The 17043-nt window shown below is 46.0% G+C and carries 17 protein-coding genes; 10 read left to right on the forward strand and 7 right to left on the reverse strand.

Features of this window, described 5'->3' with window-relative positions; genetic code table 11:
- Positions 1 to 2 precede the first annotated feature (2 nt).
- Positions 3 to 350: a gamma-glutamylcyclotransferase family protein gene (locus tag ONE56_RS01375; protein WP_041156772.1), complete on the forward strand. Its 348-nt coding sequence runs from the start codon at positions 3 to 5 to the stop codon at positions 348 to 350.
- Between the two features lie 105 nt (positions 351 to 455).
- Here the strand turns inward: ONE56_RS01375 and ppa are convergent, their stop codons facing one another.
- Together ppa and fbp are read right to left on the reverse strand one after the other, a co-directional pair.
- Positions 456 to 983, reverse strand: a complete 528-nt coding sequence (ppa, locus tag ONE56_RS01380; protein WP_041156771.1) for an inorganic diphosphatase — start codon at positions 981 to 983, stop codon at positions 456 to 458.
- 127 nt (positions 984 to 1110) lie between these two features.
- Positions 1111 to 2127 (reverse strand): class 1 fructose-bisphosphatase, encoded by a 1017-nt coding sequence (gene fbp / locus ONE56_RS01385; RefSeq protein WP_041156770.1) that lies wholly within the window; start codon positions 2125 to 2127, stop codon positions 1111 to 1113.
- A 313-nt stretch (positions 2128 to 2440) separates the two neighbouring features.
- Between fbp and mpl the strand changes: the two genes are divergently transcribed.
- From mpl to thiQ, 5 genes are all read left to right on the forward strand, one after another.
- Positions 2441 to 3799, forward strand: a complete 1359-nt coding sequence (gene mpl / locus ONE56_RS01390) for a UDP-N-acetylmuramate:L-alanyl-gamma-D-glutamyl-meso-diaminopimelate ligase (protein WP_041156769.1) — start codon at positions 2441 to 2443, stop codon at positions 3797 to 3799.
- A gap of 7 nt (positions 3800 to 3806) precedes the next feature.
- The gene (locus tag ONE56_RS01395; RefSeq protein WP_041156768.1) at positions 3807 to 4442 is read left to right on the forward strand and encodes a flavin prenyltransferase UbiX; all 636 of its coding nucleotides are present in this window, start codon (positions 3807 to 3809) and stop codon (positions 4440 to 4442) included.
- Positions 4443 to 4701: 259 nt separating this feature from the next.
- On the forward strand, positions 4702 to 5709 hold the full coding sequence (gene thiB / locus ONE56_RS01400) for a thiamine ABC transporter substrate binding subunit (RefSeq protein WP_041156767.1): 1008 nt from the start codon (positions 4702 to 4704) through the stop codon (positions 5707 to 5709).
- Positions 5710 to 5723: 14 nt separating this feature from the next.
- The gene (thiP, locus tag ONE56_RS01405; protein ID WP_423840125.1) at positions 5724 to 7316 is read left to right on the forward strand and encodes a thiamine/thiamine pyrophosphate ABC transporter permease ThiP; all 1593 of its coding nucleotides are present in this window, start codon (positions 5724 to 5726) and stop codon (positions 7314 to 7316) included.
- A complete protein-coding gene (gene thiQ / locus ONE56_RS01410; RefSeq protein WP_423840126.1) occupies positions 7310 to 8014 on the forward strand; it encodes a thiamine ABC transporter ATP-binding protein in 705 nt (234 codons plus the stop codon). The genes thiP and thiQ overlap by 7 nt, the downstream gene beginning before the upstream one ends.
- A gap of 136 nt (positions 8015 to 8150) precedes the next feature.
- On the opposite strand, the gene ONE56_RS01415 is transcribed toward thiQ, so the two are convergent.
- From ONE56_RS01415 to argR, 4 genes are all read right to left on the reverse strand, one after another.
- Complete coding sequence (locus ONE56_RS01415) at positions 8151 to 8588, reverse strand: universal stress protein (protein ID WP_041156765.1); 438 nt, start codon at positions 8586 to 8588, stop codon at positions 8151 to 8153.
- A gap of 44 nt (positions 8589 to 8632) precedes the next feature.
- The gene (locus ONE56_RS01420) at positions 8633 to 11212 is read right to left on the reverse strand and encodes a TRAP transporter permease (RefSeq protein ID WP_041156764.1); all 2580 of its coding nucleotides are present in this window, start codon (positions 11210 to 11212) and stop codon (positions 8633 to 8635) included.
- A 339-nt stretch (positions 11213 to 11551) separates the two neighbouring features.
- A complete protein-coding gene (locus ONE56_RS01425) occupies positions 11552 to 12520 on the reverse strand; it encodes a TAXI family TRAP transporter solute-binding subunit (RefSeq protein WP_423840127.1) in 969 nt (322 codons plus the stop codon).
- Between the two features lie 410 nt (positions 12521 to 12930).
- Positions 12931 to 13401, reverse strand: coding sequence for a transcriptional regulator ArgR (gene argR / locus ONE56_RS01430; RefSeq protein WP_041156821.1), 471 nt, complete (start codon positions 13399 to 13401; stop codon positions 12931 to 12933).
- Between the two features lie 359 nt (positions 13402 to 13760).
- On the opposite strand from argR, the gene mdh reads away from it, so the two are divergent.
- A complete protein-coding gene (gene mdh / locus ONE56_RS01435; RefSeq protein ID WP_041156762.1) occupies positions 13761 to 14696 on the forward strand; it encodes a malate dehydrogenase in 936 nt (311 codons plus the stop codon).
- 110 nt (positions 14697 to 14806) lie between these two features.
- Positions 14807 to 14998, forward strand: a complete 192-nt coding sequence (locus tag ONE56_RS01440; protein ID WP_041156761.1) for a hypothetical protein — start codon at positions 14807 to 14809, stop codon at positions 14996 to 14998.
- Between the two features lie 160 nt (positions 14999 to 15158).
- Here the strand turns inward: ONE56_RS01440 and ispB are convergent, their stop codons facing one another.
- The gene (gene ispB, locus ONE56_RS01445; RefSeq protein ID WP_041156760.1) at positions 15159 to 16130 is read right to left on the reverse strand and encodes an octaprenyl diphosphate synthase; all 972 of its coding nucleotides are present in this window, start codon (positions 16128 to 16130) and stop codon (positions 15159 to 15161) included.
- Positions 16131 to 16386: 256 nt separating this feature from the next.
- Between ispB and rplU the strand changes: the two genes are divergently transcribed.
- Entirely contained in the window at positions 16387 to 16698 is a 312-nt protein-coding gene (rplU, locus tag ONE56_RS01450) for a 50S ribosomal protein L21 (protein ID WP_000271393.1), read from the forward strand.
- 20 nt (positions 16699 to 16718) lie between these two features.
- Complete coding sequence (gene rpmA, locus ONE56_RS01455; RefSeq protein ID WP_005383095.1) at positions 16719 to 16976, forward strand: 50S ribosomal protein L27; 258 nt, start codon at positions 16719 to 16721, stop codon at positions 16974 to 16976.
- Positions 16977 to 17043: the final 67 nt, after the last annotated feature.

Raw genomic sequence — 17043 nt, forward strand, 5'->3', positions numbered from 1 at the left:
TTATGCAGCATTTGGTTTTTGTGTATGGGACGTTACGCCAAGGAGAGTATAACCATCACTATTTGAGTTCGGCTGAGTTCCTTGGTCTTCATGAGAGTGATGCGGCATATGCGTTGTATGATTTAGGTCCTTATCCCGGCGTATCTGCGGGGCAGCGTGCTATTCAAGGTGAAGTGTATCTCATTGATGATGATACGCTCGCTGCCTTAGATAAGCTTGAAGACGTGCCCGTTGAATATCGCAGAGAAACGATCACAACACCGTTTGGGCAAGCGTGGATTTATTTGTATCAAGACACGGAACACTTGACGGAAGAGATTGCCTCAGGAGATTGGTGTCAAAGAGTGTAATATCATCCCCCCACGCTCGGTTACACACAACAACGGCAAATACACATGTTGGATAAAAACAAAAAGAGCTGCATTTCGCAGCTCTTTGATTAAGCGTAGCATCGATTACTTTTGCGCACGCTCGTAAGATTCTAAGATTTCTGCCTTCGCGGCTTCTACATCAGCCCAGCCGTCCACTTTGACCCACTTACCCGATTCCAGTTCTTTATAGCGCTCGAAGAAGTGCGTAATTTGCGCTTTCAATAGTTCAGGGATATCACCCACGTCTTGAATGTGCTCGTACTCTTTGGATATTTTTGAATGAGGAACAGCAAGGACTTTTGCATCTTCACCGGATTCGTCAGTCATTTTTAACACACCAACCGGACGGCAACGAATGACCGAACCTGGCATCAACGGGTATGGCGTTGGGACAAGTACGTCAACCGGGTCACCGTCTAAAGACAGCGTATGATTGACGTAGCCATAGTTACATGGGTAAAACATTGGCGCAGACATAAAGCGATCCACGAAAACAGCACCAGAGTCTTTGTCGACTTCGTATTTGATTGGATCAGCATTGGCAGGGATTTCGATAACGACATAGATGTCTTCAGGTAAGGATTTACCTGCTGGTACATGGTTTAAACTCATGTGAATATTCCTTTTCATTACGATTGATTCGCAATTCACTTTAGCGATAAAAATGCGGCAGGTAAACACCTGCCGCATTGGACTAAAGTCTGAAGTTCTCGTCTAGAGTTGAGTGATAACGATAACGCTATTCTTCATCACGATATTTTTCAAGGAACGACTCGACCTTGGTCACCATATTTTTCGAGCCAACAAAGAAAGGCACACGCTGATGCAATTCAGTTGGTTTAATTTCCATAATGCGTTGTTGGCCGTCAGACGCAAGACCACCCGCTTGTTCAATGAGGAATGCCATCGGATTGCACTCGTAAAGTAGGCGCAGTTTGCCCTGTGGATGGCTTTGAGTGCTTGGATAAAGGTAGATGCCACCTTTTAATAAATTACGGTGGAAATCCGCGACTAATGAACCGATGTAGCGAGAGGTATATGGACGACCATCTTCAGGCTCATTTTCTTGGCAGTATTTGATGTACTTTTTCACACCGAGAGGGAAACGAATGTAGTTGCCTTCGTTAATCGAGTATATCTTGCCATCTTCTGGAATCATCATGTTTTCATGTGATAAGCAGAAGCTGCCAATCGATGGGTCGTAAGTAAAGCCGTTGACACCGTTACCTGTGGTGTAAACCAGCATGGTGGATGAGCCATAAATTACGTAACCTGCTGCGACTTGTTTATGGCCTGGTTGGAGGAAATCTTCTTCAGTTGCTGGAGTGCCAATAGGGGATACGCGGCGATAAATCGAAAAAATAGTGCCAACCGAGACGTTAACGTCGATATTTGAAGAACCATCCAGTGGATCCATCAATACCACGTATTTGGCGTTTTGATTGAGCTCTTTATTAAACGCGACAGCCTCGTCTTCCTCTTCACTGGCAACGCCACAAACTTGATCACGTGCTTCCAGTGCCGCTTTGAATTTATCATTCGCATACACGTCGAGCTTTTGCTGATCTTCACCTTGAATATTTTCAGTACCAACGGCACCAGTAATATCACCAAGACCTGCTGCATTGATTTCGCGGTTAACGATTTTTGCAGCTAAACGAATGGAGGCTAAAAGAGATGATAGGTCACCGCTAGCGTGGGGGAAATCCGCTTGTTTTTCAACAATGAACTCGCCTAAAGTGCGCAGTCCTGACATGGTAAATCCTTACATTAATATATTGTTGGGGGTATGGCGCAATAGGGCATCTCTTTATGGATGTTAAACGATTGCGTTAAACGTAATTTTATGTCGCAGATCTTTTTAATGGTATTGAAGTAACCGACTGAGATCTCAATTTGTTTGTATACTGGGCGATGTTGTTATCATTAAGTCATGACGTTTGTTTAGATCTTGTTCACCCTTGTCAACTTTGTGAAAGGCAGTGTCACAACCAAGCCAAAGACACTCGCTTTTCTTGTGGTTATCGCGATAATGAACAGTTCAAACAACGCATTACAAGGTTAAGTTTATGCACATTCATATCTTGGGTATCTGTGGCACGTTTATGGGCGGTGCGGCAGTTTTAGCCCGTCAGCTCGGACACAAAGTAACTGGCTCCGATGCCAATGTTTACCCGCCGATGAGCACATTGTTGGAATCTCAAGGTATTGAAATTATTGAAGGATTTGACCCTTCTCAACTAGACCCTCAACCGGACCTTGTTGTGATTGGGAATGCCATGAGCCGTGGAAATCCATGTGTTGAGCACGTGCTTAATAGCAATATGCGTTATACCTCCGGACCACAATGGCTTAACGAGTTCTTACTGCACGATCGTTGGGTGCTTGCTGTGTCTGGTACACATGGCAAAACCACCACCGCCAGCATGCTGGCGTGGATCTTAGAAGACTGTGGTTATCAGCCGGGCTTTTTAGTTGGGGGCGTGCTGGGCAACTTTGGTATCTCTGCTCGTTTGGGTGAAAGCATGTTTTTTGTCGTCGAAGCAGACGAATATGACAGTGCTTTTTTTGATAAGCGTTCTAAGTTTGTTCATTATCATCCTCGCACACTTATCATGAATAATCTTGAGTTCGATCATGCTGACATCTTTGACGATCTTGAAGCGATAAAGCGTCAATTTCACCACTTGGTGCGTACTGTTCCGGGCAATGGATTGATCTTGGCGCCGAAAAAAGATCCAGCGATTGCGGATGTATTAGAACGCGGCTGTTGGACCGAGAGACAGTTCTCAGGAGACGACGGGGACTGGCAAGCACATAAACTCGTTATTGACGGTTCAAAATTTGAAGTGTCTCTACAAGGTAATGTCGTCGGTACGGTTGAGTGGGACTTAGTTGGCGATCATAACGTGGATAACGCGTTAATGGCGATTGCTGCGGCTAGGCACGTTGGCGTGACTCCAGACTTAGCGTGTCAGGCGTTGGGGCGCTTCATCAATACCAAGCGTCGTTTGGAGCTAAAAGGGGAAGCGTGTGGTGTCACGGTCTATGACGATTTTGCTCATCACCCCACCGCGATTGAACTCACGGTAGGTGGATTGCGTAATAAAGTGGGTGAACAACGTATTCTTGCGGTATTAGAGCCTCGTTCAGCCACGATGAAACGCGGAGTACATAAGCAGACATTGGCGGCGTCGCTGCACAATGCTGATGAAGTGTTCTTGTTTCAGCCTGATAATATTGAATGGTCGGTGCAAGAGATCGCCGATCAATGCCAACAACCTGCGTTTGTTGACGCTGACATTGACGGCTTTGTCGCGCAAATCGTGGCACAGGCCAAACCAGGTGACCACATTTTGGTCATGAGTAATGGTGGCTTTGGTGGTATTCACGCCAAGCTTCTCGAACAACTAAAACAAAAAGTTTGATTCCGCTATGCCTTACAATAAACCGCAGCCGCAAAAAGCCATAACCTTAGCTCTCACTGGCGCTTCTGGTGCGCCTTATGGGCTGAGACTTTTGCAATGTTTGGTCGCAGCCGATTACCACGTGTATGTATTGATTTCCTCTGCCGCACGAGTGGTGATGGCGACAGAGCATGGTTTGAAGTTACCAAGCGGCCCAGAGGCAGCGCAAAAAGCGCTGGTCGCCCATCTGAATTGCGACCCCAATAATATTACTGTATGCGGGAAAGACGACTGGTTTTCTCCCGTCGCGTCTGGTTCTGCTGCGCCAAAACAAATGGTGGTCTGTCCGTGTTCCGCTGGTAGTGTCGCCGCGATTGCACATGGCATGTCCGATAACTTGATTGAGCGTGCGGCTGATGTAGTGATGAAAGAGCGCGGTCAGTTGTTGCTTGTGGTACGGGAAACGCCATTTTCCACTCTGCATCTAGAGAACATGCACAAGTTGTCGCAAATGGGGGTGACCATCATGCCTGCGGCACCGGGTTTCTATCATCAGCCCAAGAGCATCGAAGATTTGGTCGACTTTATGGTGGCGCGGATTTTGGACCATCTCGGTATTGAACAAGGCTTAGTTCCTCGCTGGGGTTACGACCAACGCACCTAAGTGACGCTTAATTTCCCTGCTTATCCTAGCAATGCTAGGGGCTTTGGGTATACAATTCGTCCAACTCATCGGGGAGCCATCCCAAGTTCATTGCTATGAAATTGGGCGCTGAGACCTAATGCTTAACACGCTTAAGCGGACAGGGACCCGTATTACCTGAACCAGATAATGCTGGCGTAGGAATTGAGTCGGAGATTGGCAACTCGAAATCCCACCTCAACCCTGTGCCGCTCAACGACATCTCATTGGAGAGCGAGCCGTGAAAACATCTTTAAGCTTAGTCACCCTAGCCGTTATTGCATCAACTTCAGCGACATCAACTTCAGCGTTCGCTGCAGAAAATACGTTAACCATTTATACCTACGATTCATTTGCTGCTGATTGGGGGCCGGGACCTAAAATCGAGCAAGCATTTGAAGCGAAGTGCGGTTGCGATATCCGTTTTGTGGCTTTAGATGACGGCGTATCGATCTTAAACCGCCTGCGTTTAGAAGGCAGTAATGGAAAAGCCGATATAGTCTTGGGACTCGATAATAACCTTATGGTTGAGGCGAAGAAGACCGGTTTATTGGCTGAGCATGGTGTGGATACGTCAAACACCATTTTACCTAACGGTTGGGATGATAAGACGTTCGTACCTTACGATTACGGTTACTTCGCGTTTATTTACAACAAAGACAAACTGGCTCAGCCACCAAAAAGCATGAAAGAGCTGGTGGAAGAGCGTGATGACTTGAAAGTGATTTATCAAGATCCTCGTACGTCAACCCCTGGTCAAGGCTTATTGTTATGGATGAAGTCCATCTATGGCGATAAAGCAACACAGGCGTGGCAACAGTTAGCGAATAAGACGGTTACCGTGACCAAGGGCTGGTCAGAGGCGTATTCGATGTTCTTAAACGGGGAGTCTGATCTGGTACTCTCTTACACCACGTCACCGGCTTACCATTTAATTGCTGAAAATGATGGCAAGTATGCCAGTGCCAATTTTGCCGAAGGTCACTATATGCAAGTCGAAGTCGCGGCAAAGGTGAAAGGGTCTAAAAACGCCAAATTGGCGGATGAATTCATGCATTTCATTTTGAGTGATGAGTTTCAATCAGCGATGCCAACAGGAAACTGGATGTATCCCGTTACTGATGTTGCGTTACCAAAAGGGTTTGAAAGCTTAAATATCCCAAGCCAGCCACTGAGTTTCTCAGCAGAAGAAGTGGCCAAAATGCGCAGGACTTGGGTGCGTGAATGGCAAAATGCGCTCACTATGTAAGGTAAGGTTTTCGAGTGAACTCCGTACCTAAAGTCGGTTTAGGGGTCGCGGTGCTTATCGCGGCCTTTGTTATTTCAGCGCTGGGCGCATTACTTGTCCAAGCTCCCTCCCTCGATATGTCGATCATTTGGTCGGATCCGTATTATCGTCATGTGACGAAATTCAGCTTTTATCAAGCGGCTTTGTCTACGTTTCTCAGTGTTGTGTTGGCAATTCCGGTCGCGCATGCGCTCTCGAGACGACAATTCTTCGGCAAAGCGTTGTTACTGAAATTGTTTGCTTCCACGCTGGTACTGCCCGTTTTAGTTGGCGTATTTGGCTTGCTGGCGATATATGGCAATCGTGGCTTGCTCGCAGAGTGGTTGCAGCATTTCGATGTTCAGATGCCATTTTCTATTTATGGTCTGAATGGCATTTTACTCGCTCATGTGTTCTTTAATTTACCCTATGCGGCGCGATTGTTGTTGCAGCCTTTGGAGTCCATTGCTGCAGAACAACATAAGCTGTGCGCGCATTTAGGCATGAGCCACTGGGATAAGTTTCGTTGGGTTGAATGGCCACGTTTAAGGCAGCAATTGCCCCACGTTTGTGGGCTGGTGTTCATGCTCTGTTTTACCAGTTTCGCTACGGTCATGGCGCTCGGTGGCGGGCCCAAATCGACCACCATTGAGCTTGCCATCTATCAGGCGATTAAGTTTGATTTTGACTTACAGGCAGGGGCGCTGCTTGCGCTATGGCAAATGCTGTTGTGCGGTGCCTTGGCCATCGGTGTGCAGAAAATGACGAAGCCTGTTTCCATCAGTGCTGGTAGTACATCGGTACAGCAATACCTAACGAAGGATCATGGGTGGTCAAAAGCTTGGGATAGCATTTGGATCATGGGTGCCTTTTTACTGGTTGTGCCGCCTCTTACGATGGTGGTACTCAGTGGAATAAATCCGCAAATAGGTGAGGTATTCACCGACGAACGCTTTTGGCTGGCGTTATTCAACTCACTCAAGGTTGCGACAATTGCCAGCGCGTTGGCGGTAGCGGCAGGCGTGTCTATTTTACTGACAAGTCGGCGCTGGCGTTTGCAAAACAGAAATGCTCGGGCGGATCATATTGAATTGGTCGGAACCATAATTTTGGTGACTCCGGGTTTGGTCATCAGTACAGGGCTGTTTTTGTTATTGCGTTCCTTTACCGATGTATTCAGTCTGGCATTTTTCGTGGTCATATTGGTGAATGGGTTGATGGCTTTACCCTATGTGATCAAAACTTTGGCGCAACCGATATTGCATATCGAACAACAATATCAGTATGTCTGTGCCAGTTTAGGCATGAGAGGGTGGCAAAGGTTTAAAGTGGTGGAATGGCAAGCGTTACGTAAACCATTTGCGCATGCTTTTGCGATCAGTTTTATGTTTTCGATCGGTGACTTAAGCGCGATTGCGTTGTTTGGCGGACAAGAATTTCGCACTTTGCCTCTGTATTTATTCCAGTTACTCGGTAGTTATCAAATGGAAGCAGCAGCGGTCGTCTCCGTTACTTTACTCTTGCTCAGCGTAGGGTGTTTTACAGTGATTGAAAAAGGTCTCAAAACCAAGGAGAAAGCGGAATGTTAGTGTTGGATGACGTGCAGTACACTTATCAACATGAACTGTTTCGTTTTGATTTAACCATAGAGCGTGGTCAGATCGTGTCGCTGATGGGCCCGAGTGGCGCAGGAAAATCGACTTTATTAGCTCTGGTCGCTGGGTTCATTAGTCCCGATGACGGCGATATTCGAATCAATGGTGAATCTATCGTGGATAAGGCACCGTATCTGCGTCCTTTTTCTATGTTATTTCAAGAGCATAATTTGTTTGCTCACCTAACTGTACGTGACAACATTGGTTTAGGTTTACACCCAGGGTTAAAACTCACCCCCGCGCAGAAACATCAGGTCGAACACGCTGCGCAGCAAGTTGGGGTTGCGGAATTTCTCGATCGTTTGCCGGAACATTTATCGGGAGGACAACGTCAACGAGTAGCGTTAGCTCGTTGCTTTGTTCAGCCTCATGCGATGTGGTTACTGGATGAACCTTTCTCTGCGCTCGACCCTGTGCTTAGGGAAGAAATGCTTACGTTAGTCAAAAGCCTTGCAGAGGAGCGGGGGATTACGGTGATTATGGTGACGCATCATTTGAGTGATGCCAATGCCATCGCTAGTCACTTTGCCTTTGTTGCTGCTGGACAAATAGAAGCAGCAGGAAAGATGGAGGAACTCACGGCGGTGCATCCGAGTGAAGCTTTACAAGCGTTTGTCCGAGCTGCAAGCTAATACCAAATAACGAGCGAATACCAAACAAAAAGGTTGATGTGAACATCAACCTTTCTTCGCATAAACTCTGTGTCGCTCAGCGCTTTTGAATAGGTGTCCTCGCCAAACAACACTTAACCACAAAGTTAACGGCCGTTTAACTTTGTGGTTTCACCACCATCACGTTAATTGGTGAGTATTCCACCACTTTACTCGCGACAGAGCCTAGCATCACTTTATTGAGCTTGGAGCGCTTATGACTTGGCATGATGATCAGATCTGCATGCAAGCGCTTAGCGTGATCAAGAATGGTCGAGTAGGCTTTTCCTTCAGCGACGTGCACGTGATAAGTCACATCGTCCGTGATGTTCGCCTTGGCAAATGCGGTTAGTTGCTTTTCCACGTCTTGTTTCATTTTCTTGGCCGCATCTTTGGGAAAATACGTCGCGACCATCGACATATGGATTCCCGGCAATACCGTCAACAAATGAATCTCGGCATTGGCGTGTTGAGCTTGCCACACCGCTAATTCGACAGCACGATCAGAGAAACCCTGTTCATTCAGATCGACCGGAACAAGTATTTGTTTGTACATTCAATGTCTCTCATTAAAGCCCCGTGTCCTCGGGGCTAATTCGGTTATGCGCTCAATTGTTCCTTGCGAGCACGACGTTTTTGGTTCATGGCCATTAGTAATAAAATCATTAAGCAGGGCACAAATACCCACTCTTTCATCGGACGTGCGGCATCTTGAATGACCGATTTGATCTCCCAGTCGAAATCGACGCCTGCGGATTCTGCCGGACTGCCAAACTCGACCATATCGACAATCATTTTATTGTCGCTTTGAGTGAGCATCAGCCCCATAGATGACAGTCGTTCTTCCGCGGTTTTCGCTTCATCGTCAAATGGGAGTAAAACGGTTTTTTCGATGTACTCACCTTCTAAGTTCTCTCCAGCAACACGAAGCTCAAGTGATTGCCCTACATCGAGTGTTTCAACGATCTGAGCCACTTCCACGCCCGGCGTATTGACTTTCGCCGGGTAGAGCATGTCCCACCAAAACCCGGGACGGAAGAAAGAGAACGTTAGCACTAATAGTAGAACGGTTTCCCACCATTTATTGCGAGTAAACCACCATCCTTGAGTTGCTGCGGAGAAAATCAGCATGGCAATAATCGAAGAGATTATCGTCAGTGCCAGATGCCACCATGTATCAATGCCCATTAATAGCAGTTGGGTATTGAACACGAACATAAATGGCAAGATCGCCGTGCGTATATCGTAGGTAAAGCCTTGGATACCAGTACGAATTGGGTCCGATTTGGCAATCGCTGCAGCGGCAAATGCTGCCAGGCCAACGGGTGGGGTATCATCCGCCAAGATGCCAAAGTAGAACACGAACAAATGCACCGCAATCAGTGGAATGATCAAACCATGCGCAGCACCTAACGTGACGATCACCGGGGCCATCAAGGTTGAAACTACAATGTAGTTTGCTGTCGTTGGTAGACCCATGCCTAATATCAGACTGATCACTGCAGTAAACAGCAACATGAGTATCACGCTACCTCCGGAGATGAACTCAACGAAGTCGGTCATGACCAAGCCAATACCCGTTAAGGTCACCACGCCGACGACCGTACCTGCCGCTGCGGTGGCAACGCCGATACCGATCATATTGCGCGCGCCAGATACCAAGCTTTCTGCAAGGTCGATAAAGCCTTCTTTGGTCTGCTCCTTCAAGCTGCCTTCTTTAGACAAGAATGCAATCAAAGGACGTTGAGTCAACAAGATGAAAATCATGAAAACGGTGGCCCAGAATGCAGATAGTCCAGGTGAGAAGCGTTCAACAGTTAAACACCAAACTAATACCACGATAGGCAGTAGGAAATGCAGACCAGATTTTACGGTTGGTCCTGGTTCCGGGACTTCCGTGAGTTCTTCATCAATGCTGATATCACCATCTTTAAGGTGGTTAGAGGAGATTTTGGCTAAGCAAACATACGCAATGAGCAATGCAACCGTGACAATTGGCGTTGCCGCTGCACCGAAAACATCTTTAGTCCAGCCAACACCATAGTAGACTAGGGCGCTGACTACACACAGACCCAAAATGGTTCCTATAAACGACAACATACTTTGCAGCATGGTTGGGTTATGACGGCGTGGCAAACCTGTCATGCCTGCTTTACAAGCTTCAAGGTGAACGATGTAGATCAAAGCAATATAAGAAATCAGAGCCGGGAGTAGAGCAGCTTTGATCACCTCCACATAAGATATTCCGACGTATTCGACCATCAAGAATGCCGCCGCACCCATAATTGGTGGGGTTAGCTGGCCATTGGTTGAGGCAGCGACTTCGACCGCTCCTGCTTTGGTGCCCGGAAAGCCTACTCGTTTCATGAGTGGGATAGTAAAGGTACCCGTCGTCACAACGTTGGCAATTGAAGAGCCTGACACTAAGCCTGACAAGCCAGATGCGACAACGGCGGCTTTCGCAGGTCCACCTTTCATGTGACCCAATAGAGAGAAGGCGACTTTAATGAAATAAGCCCCAGCGCCCGCACGTTCTAACATTGCTCCAAACAGAACAAACAAGAAAACAAACGAGGTTGAAACACCGAGTGCCACACCAAATACCCCTTCGGTGGTTAGCCATAAGTGCGACATCGCTTTGTTTAAACTCGCACCTTTATGGGCGATCACATCCGGCATGTAAGGTCCGGCAAAGGTATAAGTGAGGAACACGGCTGCCACGATCATCAATGGTGGCCCTAACGCTCGGCGTGTCGCTTCCAACAACAGTACCATTCCGATGACCGCAACCACGATATCCATGGTGATTGGAGCCCCGGAGCGGCCTGCTAATTCTGTATAAAATATATATATATAAGCAGCAGAAAAACTACCAGCCAGAGCAAGAATCCAATCCACGAGCGGGATACGATCGCGTGGCGAGTTTTTCATTGCGGGATAAGCAGTGAAAGACAAAAAAATCGCAAAGGTCAAGTGAATCGCTCGAGCCTCTGTGTCATTGAGTACGCCAAAATTAAAAATAAACGGTAGCGGCGATGCGTACCAGAGCTGAAATAGTGACCAACACAGAGGAACGAACCAAAGAATTCGCCCTTGCATGCCCAATGGACTGCGTGCACCTGTGTCTGCCTGAGCCACCATCTCTTGCACATCTTGTGACGGAGTATTATTCGTCGCCATGTACTTAATCCTTATTATTCATGATTCTTTCTATTGAGAACCACAGTTCGACTCTATCAGTGTAGTGAATAGAGTGAGGTTTGCTTTTTTGAGTTTGCGCTGAATGAGACCAAAGTCGTGACTGTGAATAGATACTTTGACTGTCAGCGTTAAAATTTCGTGAGCATTACATGCCAAAAAGATAGGCATACAAACTCATTATAAGAGGAGGTTACGGAATATAGAGCAAAGCATACCGGCTCAATTGACTTAAGCCAGTATGCTTAAGTGGACTACATGTGTCGCCAGTGGCATAAAACATCCAGTGACATAAAACATACAATCCACTTCAATCAGTGGTTACTTAAGTAGACCCACTTCTTTGTAGTACTTCACTGCACCAGGGTGAAGCGGGATAGAAAGACCGGCTTTTACCATGTCTTCTTTTTTCAGATTGGCAAACGCAGGGTGAAGACGCTTAAAGGTATCGAAATTCTCGAATACGGCTTTTGCTACCGTGTATGCCACTTCATCTGAAACATCAGACGTTGTCACCATGGTTGCAGCTACACCAAAGCTGTTTACATCTTCATCAGTGCCACGGTACATGCCAGCAGGGACCGTGCTGTATGCGTAGTAAGGATTGTCGGCCACAATCTTATCGATTTCCGGACCTGTAGCGGAAACCAGTTTTGCATCACACGATGTTGTTGCTTCCTTGATAGAACCGTTCGGGTGACCAACCATGTAGATGAAGGCATCGATTTTGTTATCACAAAGTGCTTGAGAACGTTCTGAGCCTTTGAGCTCCGACGCTAACTTAAAGCTGTCATTTGTCCAGCCCATCGCATTCATAACCACGCCCATCGTTGCGCGGTCACCAGACCCAGGGTTACCGATATTGACGCGTTTACCAGCAAGATCTTTTACGCCATTAATACCAGAATCAGCACGTGCGATAATGTTGAAAGGTTCGGTATGAAGAGAGAACATTGCGCGTAGCTTTTTGTATGGGCCTTGATCGGCAAACTTACTCGTACCGTTGTAACCATGGTACTGCCAATCCGATTGCACGATACCAAAGTCCAATTCGCCAGCGCGGATAGTATTTACGTTGTAGATCGAACCACCCGTTGATTCTACCGAGCAGCGTACGTCGTGATCTTTACGGCCTTTGTTGACCAATTTACAGATCGCACCACCTGTTGGATAGTAAACACCTGTCACTGAACCGGTACCGATGGTGATAAACTCTTGAGCGTTGACTGTACCTGCACCCATCACTGCTGCAGCGATTGCACCTACTTTGAGAAGTTTGTTAAATGCCATGAATTTCCCTTCCTTATATTCATTCTCTACCCGGAAATAATTGTAAATTACCTCTGGAGTTTCCTGTTTTGGAAACGGCAACTTTTTCATCTAATTGCTTGAAAAAGTAAGCGAATTATAACAACAAATTGGTAGAAAATTATTCGAATGTTAAAAGTTATAGCGAATAAATCTAAAACTTTCGATTTAGTACAGTGAATAATCAATAGATTTATTCTTTTTATAACAATTACTTATGTTCAACTAAGTAAAGACGATGAAAATGATTCAATGCGTGATCGCTATCACAAATATAGTGATGGGAAAGAGATTAATTTTAGGCAGGATGAGCGGGTTTTGTGAGCTATGAAATACAATTTATTTCATAGCTCACAAATAGTTACGGACAAATTATCGCAACGATTTATTGATTAACCTGTGTATTCGAACAGGGCGCACACGGATTTAAACAGCTGTTTCGTTGATACAGGTAAGGTTGGTGTTATGAAGATGGTGTCGTCACCGGCAACGACGCCAAGAATGCCTTCAGATTTACCTAAAGAGTCAAGTAAGCGCGCAATCAATTGTGCCGCTCCTGGACCAGTGTGAATCACCACGACGGCATCGTTATGATCAATGTCGAGCACGAGTTCACGCAGTGAGCTGCCTACCGTTGGGACGCCTAACTCGGCTGGCAAGCAGTAGACCATGTCCATTTTTGCGTTTCTTGTACGTACAGCGCCGAATTTTGTCAGCATGCGAGAAACTTTCGACTGGTTAATGCTATCGAAGCCTTGTTGCTTTAGGGCATCAACGATTTCACCTTGGGAACCAAAGCTTTCTTCTTTGAGTAGGGCTTTAAATGCACGGACTAAATTATCTTGTTTTTCAGAATTGCGTATAGTCATTCGATTCTCTTTATTACGGATATGCAATTTTGCATATTCTCGCATAGATATTCAGAGAGTACCAAAAAGAGCGGGCAATATGTTAGTTGCATCACTGTAAACAATAAACCGAACGGAGTTTTGTATCATTTCTTACACCTGTGAGATAAATGGCAGGGGATTTGTTGTCTTTTCAGCAGAATAAAACAATAATCTGGCCTTTGCTTGTAGCACGTCTGAAGTGAGTTGCGCGAGGTCGCAAAGCTAGCGTTAATTGATTGTAATCAAGTTGTGATTCCGATAGCTTAACTCCAGTTGGTTACAAACTACCCTATGAATACGTATATAAGAGAAATACTCTCAAGGAGAACTACATGAAAGTAGCCGTTATTGGTGCCGCTGGCGGTATCGGTCAAGCCCTTGCCCTTTTACTTAAGAACCGCCTACCTGCAGGTTCTGATTTAGCCCTATATGACATTGCGCCTGTGACTCCTGGTGTTGCAGCAGATCTTAGCCACATTCCAACACCGGTATCGATCAAAGGATATTCAGGTGAAGATCCAACGCCAGCTCTAGAAGGGGCGGATGTTGTGCTCATCTCTGCGGGCGTTGCCCGTAAACCTGGTATGGATCGTGCCGATCTATTTAATGTAAATGCTGGGATTGTGAAGTCGTTAGCGGAAAAAATTGCTGTTGTTTGTCCAAAGGCCTGCGTAGGTATTATCACTAACCCGGTTAATACTACCGTGCCAATTGCTGCTGAAGTTCTTAAGAAAGCGGGCGTTTACGACAAGCGTCGATTGTTTGGTGTAACCACACTAGATGTGATTCGTTCAGAGACATTTGTTGCTGAGCTTAAAGATAAAGATCCAGGCGATGTTCGTGTCCCTGTTATTGGCGGCCACTCTGGCGTAACGATTCTTCCTTTGCTTTCTCAAGTTGAAGGTGTGGAATTTACAGCGGAAGAAGTTGAAGCGCTGACCAAACGCATTCAAAACGCAGGTACAGAAGTTGTTGAAGCGAAAGCGGGTGGCGGCAGTGCGACGCTATCAATGGGTCAGGCGGCATGTCGTTTTGGTCTATCTCTCGTCCGTGCGCTGCAAGGTGAAGAAGGTGTTGTCGAGTGTGCATACGTTGAAGGGGATGGCGAACATGCCCCATACTTTGCTCAGCCAGTGAAACTAGGCAAAGAAGGCGTGGAAGAAATCCTAAGCTACGGTGCGCTAAGCGATTATGAGAAGTCCGCACTAGATAACATGCTAGAAACGCTGAATGGCGATATCAATATTGGTGTTGAATTCGCTAAATAATGTCAAAATTTATTTGAATATAAAGCCGATCTTGGGATCGGCTTTTTTGATCCCTCTACCTTTCTTTACGTACAAATTTATGAATGCGTTAGCGTCAAGAGGAGCAGAGGATGGAAGCGAGTCGAATTAGAAAAGGTATGATTGTCGAATGCCAGCAAGGTGTGGGTAAAATCCTTGTGGTTGATCATGAAGCTCAAACGGTGCTGTTGTCAAAGCAAGGGACAGATCAGCAAATTGCCGTCACTTTTGATGAAATTGAGGACGATCCTCAATTACACGGCAGTAGCGATAGATACTATTAATCAGTTACTCTGATAAATGTAAGCAGGCAACCTGATGAACCGACGACAATCACGGGAAAAGCCAGTTAAAGAAAAAGTAATAATTAGAAAAGAAGGAAGAGTTTAACTCTTCCTTCTTTTTTAACTGACAACGGTACTGATCGTGAGTAGGAGGGATAACCTACTTAGTTCGTTTTACCGCCACGTGCGCTAAGGTGACCAGTGCCTGTTTGTACTCCGACTCTGGTAACACTTTGAGTTCTGCGATTGCTTTGTCTGCTTCGTCCAGCGCTTTTTGCGTTGTATATTCCAAAGAACCTGCTTGTTTCATGACGGCTAAGATGGCATCGATACGTTCCATGCCATTCGCTTTCTCAATCGCATCACGAATCATTTGCTCGTTCTCTGGCGTTGTATTGCGCATCGCATGAAGCAGCGGAAGGGTCGGTTTGCCTTCTGCTAAGTCATCACCCACGTTTTTACCCATGTCTTCGCCATCAGAGGTGTAGTCCATGACATCATCAATAAGCTGGAAAGCGGTGCCAAGATACTTACCATAGTTCTGTAGAGCGAGCTCAACGTGTTCTGGAGCATCCGTCAAAATAGCGCCAATCTGTGTGGCTGATTCGAACAAACGCGCTGTTTTAGAGTAGATAACCTGCATATAGTTATCTTCCGTGGTGTCTGGATCATTACAGTTCATTAACTGCTGAACCTCACCTTCGGCGATCACGTTAACCGCATCACTCATTAGTTTAAGGATCTTCATCGATCCTAGCTCAGTCATCATTTGAAATGAGCGGGTATAGATAAAGTCTCCCACCAGTACGCTCGCAGCATTACCAAAAGCAGCATTGGCTGTCGCTTTACCACGACGCATATCCGATTCATCTACTACATCATCATGCAGCAAGGTAGCGGTATGGATGAACTCAATAAACGCAGCCGCCATGGTATGACCGCTGCCTTGATAACCAAGAGCACGTGCTGACAGGATTGCCAACAGAGGTCTTAGGCGTTTCCCTCCACCACCAACAATATAAAAACCAAGTTGGTTGATTAAAGAGACATCAGAATTGAGTTGGGCTTGAATTGTTTCGTTCACTTTTGCCATGTCATCGGCAGTAAGCGCTTGGATAGTTTTAAAATCCATTGTACATCCGGCTGAAGTTAGACCCTGCAAGGCTTATTCGATTTATATAATTGTCGAATAATACACTAAAAAACGTTGATTAATACATGACTAAAGGGCATGATTGCCGCACTTTTCATTGGCGATTAGCTTTTCGCCAATTTTTTCAAAATATGGCTTGTCATGGGGACGTCTATTCTGTAGAATCTGCGCCCTATTGATGATTAGTTTAGCGCACACCCTCAAGAAAGGCTGTGCGGAAAAAGCGGAGTAAAATATGTACGCTGTTTTCCAATCTGGTGGTAAACAACACCGTGTAAGCGAAGGTCAAACTCTTCGTTTAGAGAAATTAGACGTTGAAACTGGTGCAACTGTAGAATTTGATAAAGTTCTTCTTGTTGCTAACGGCGAAGACATTAAAGTTGGTGCTCCTCTAGTAGAGGGCGGCAAAGTTGTTGCTGAAGTTGTACAACACGGTCGTGGCGATAAAGTTAAAATCGTTAAGTTCCGTCGTCGTAAGCACTCTCGTAAGCAACAAGGTCACCGTCAGTGGTTCACTGAAGTGAAGATCACTGGTATCAACGCTTAATCTATTAGGAGAGTTTAACAATGGCACACAAAAAAGCTGGTGGTTCTACTCGTAACGGCCGCGATTCAGAAAGCAAACGCCTAGGTGTTAAGCGCTTCGGTGGTGAATCTGTACTAGCAGGTAACATCATCGTGCGTCAACGTGGTACTAAATTCCACGCTGGTAACAACGTAGGTATCGGTAAAGACCACACTCTATTCGCTCTTACTGAAGGTAAAGTGAAGTTTGAAGTGAAAGGTCCTAAAAACCGTAAGTTTGTTAGCATCGAAGCTGAGTAATTAGGTTTTTAACCGTATTACTTAATAGCTTAAAGCTGAATTCAAAAGCCCTGCCGAATCGGCGGGG

It is taken from the genome of Vibrio mytili (genome assembly GCF_049563345.1).
Taxonomy (GTDB): Bacteria; Pseudomonadota; Gammaproteobacteria; order Enterobacterales; family Vibrionaceae; genus Vibrio; species Vibrio mytili.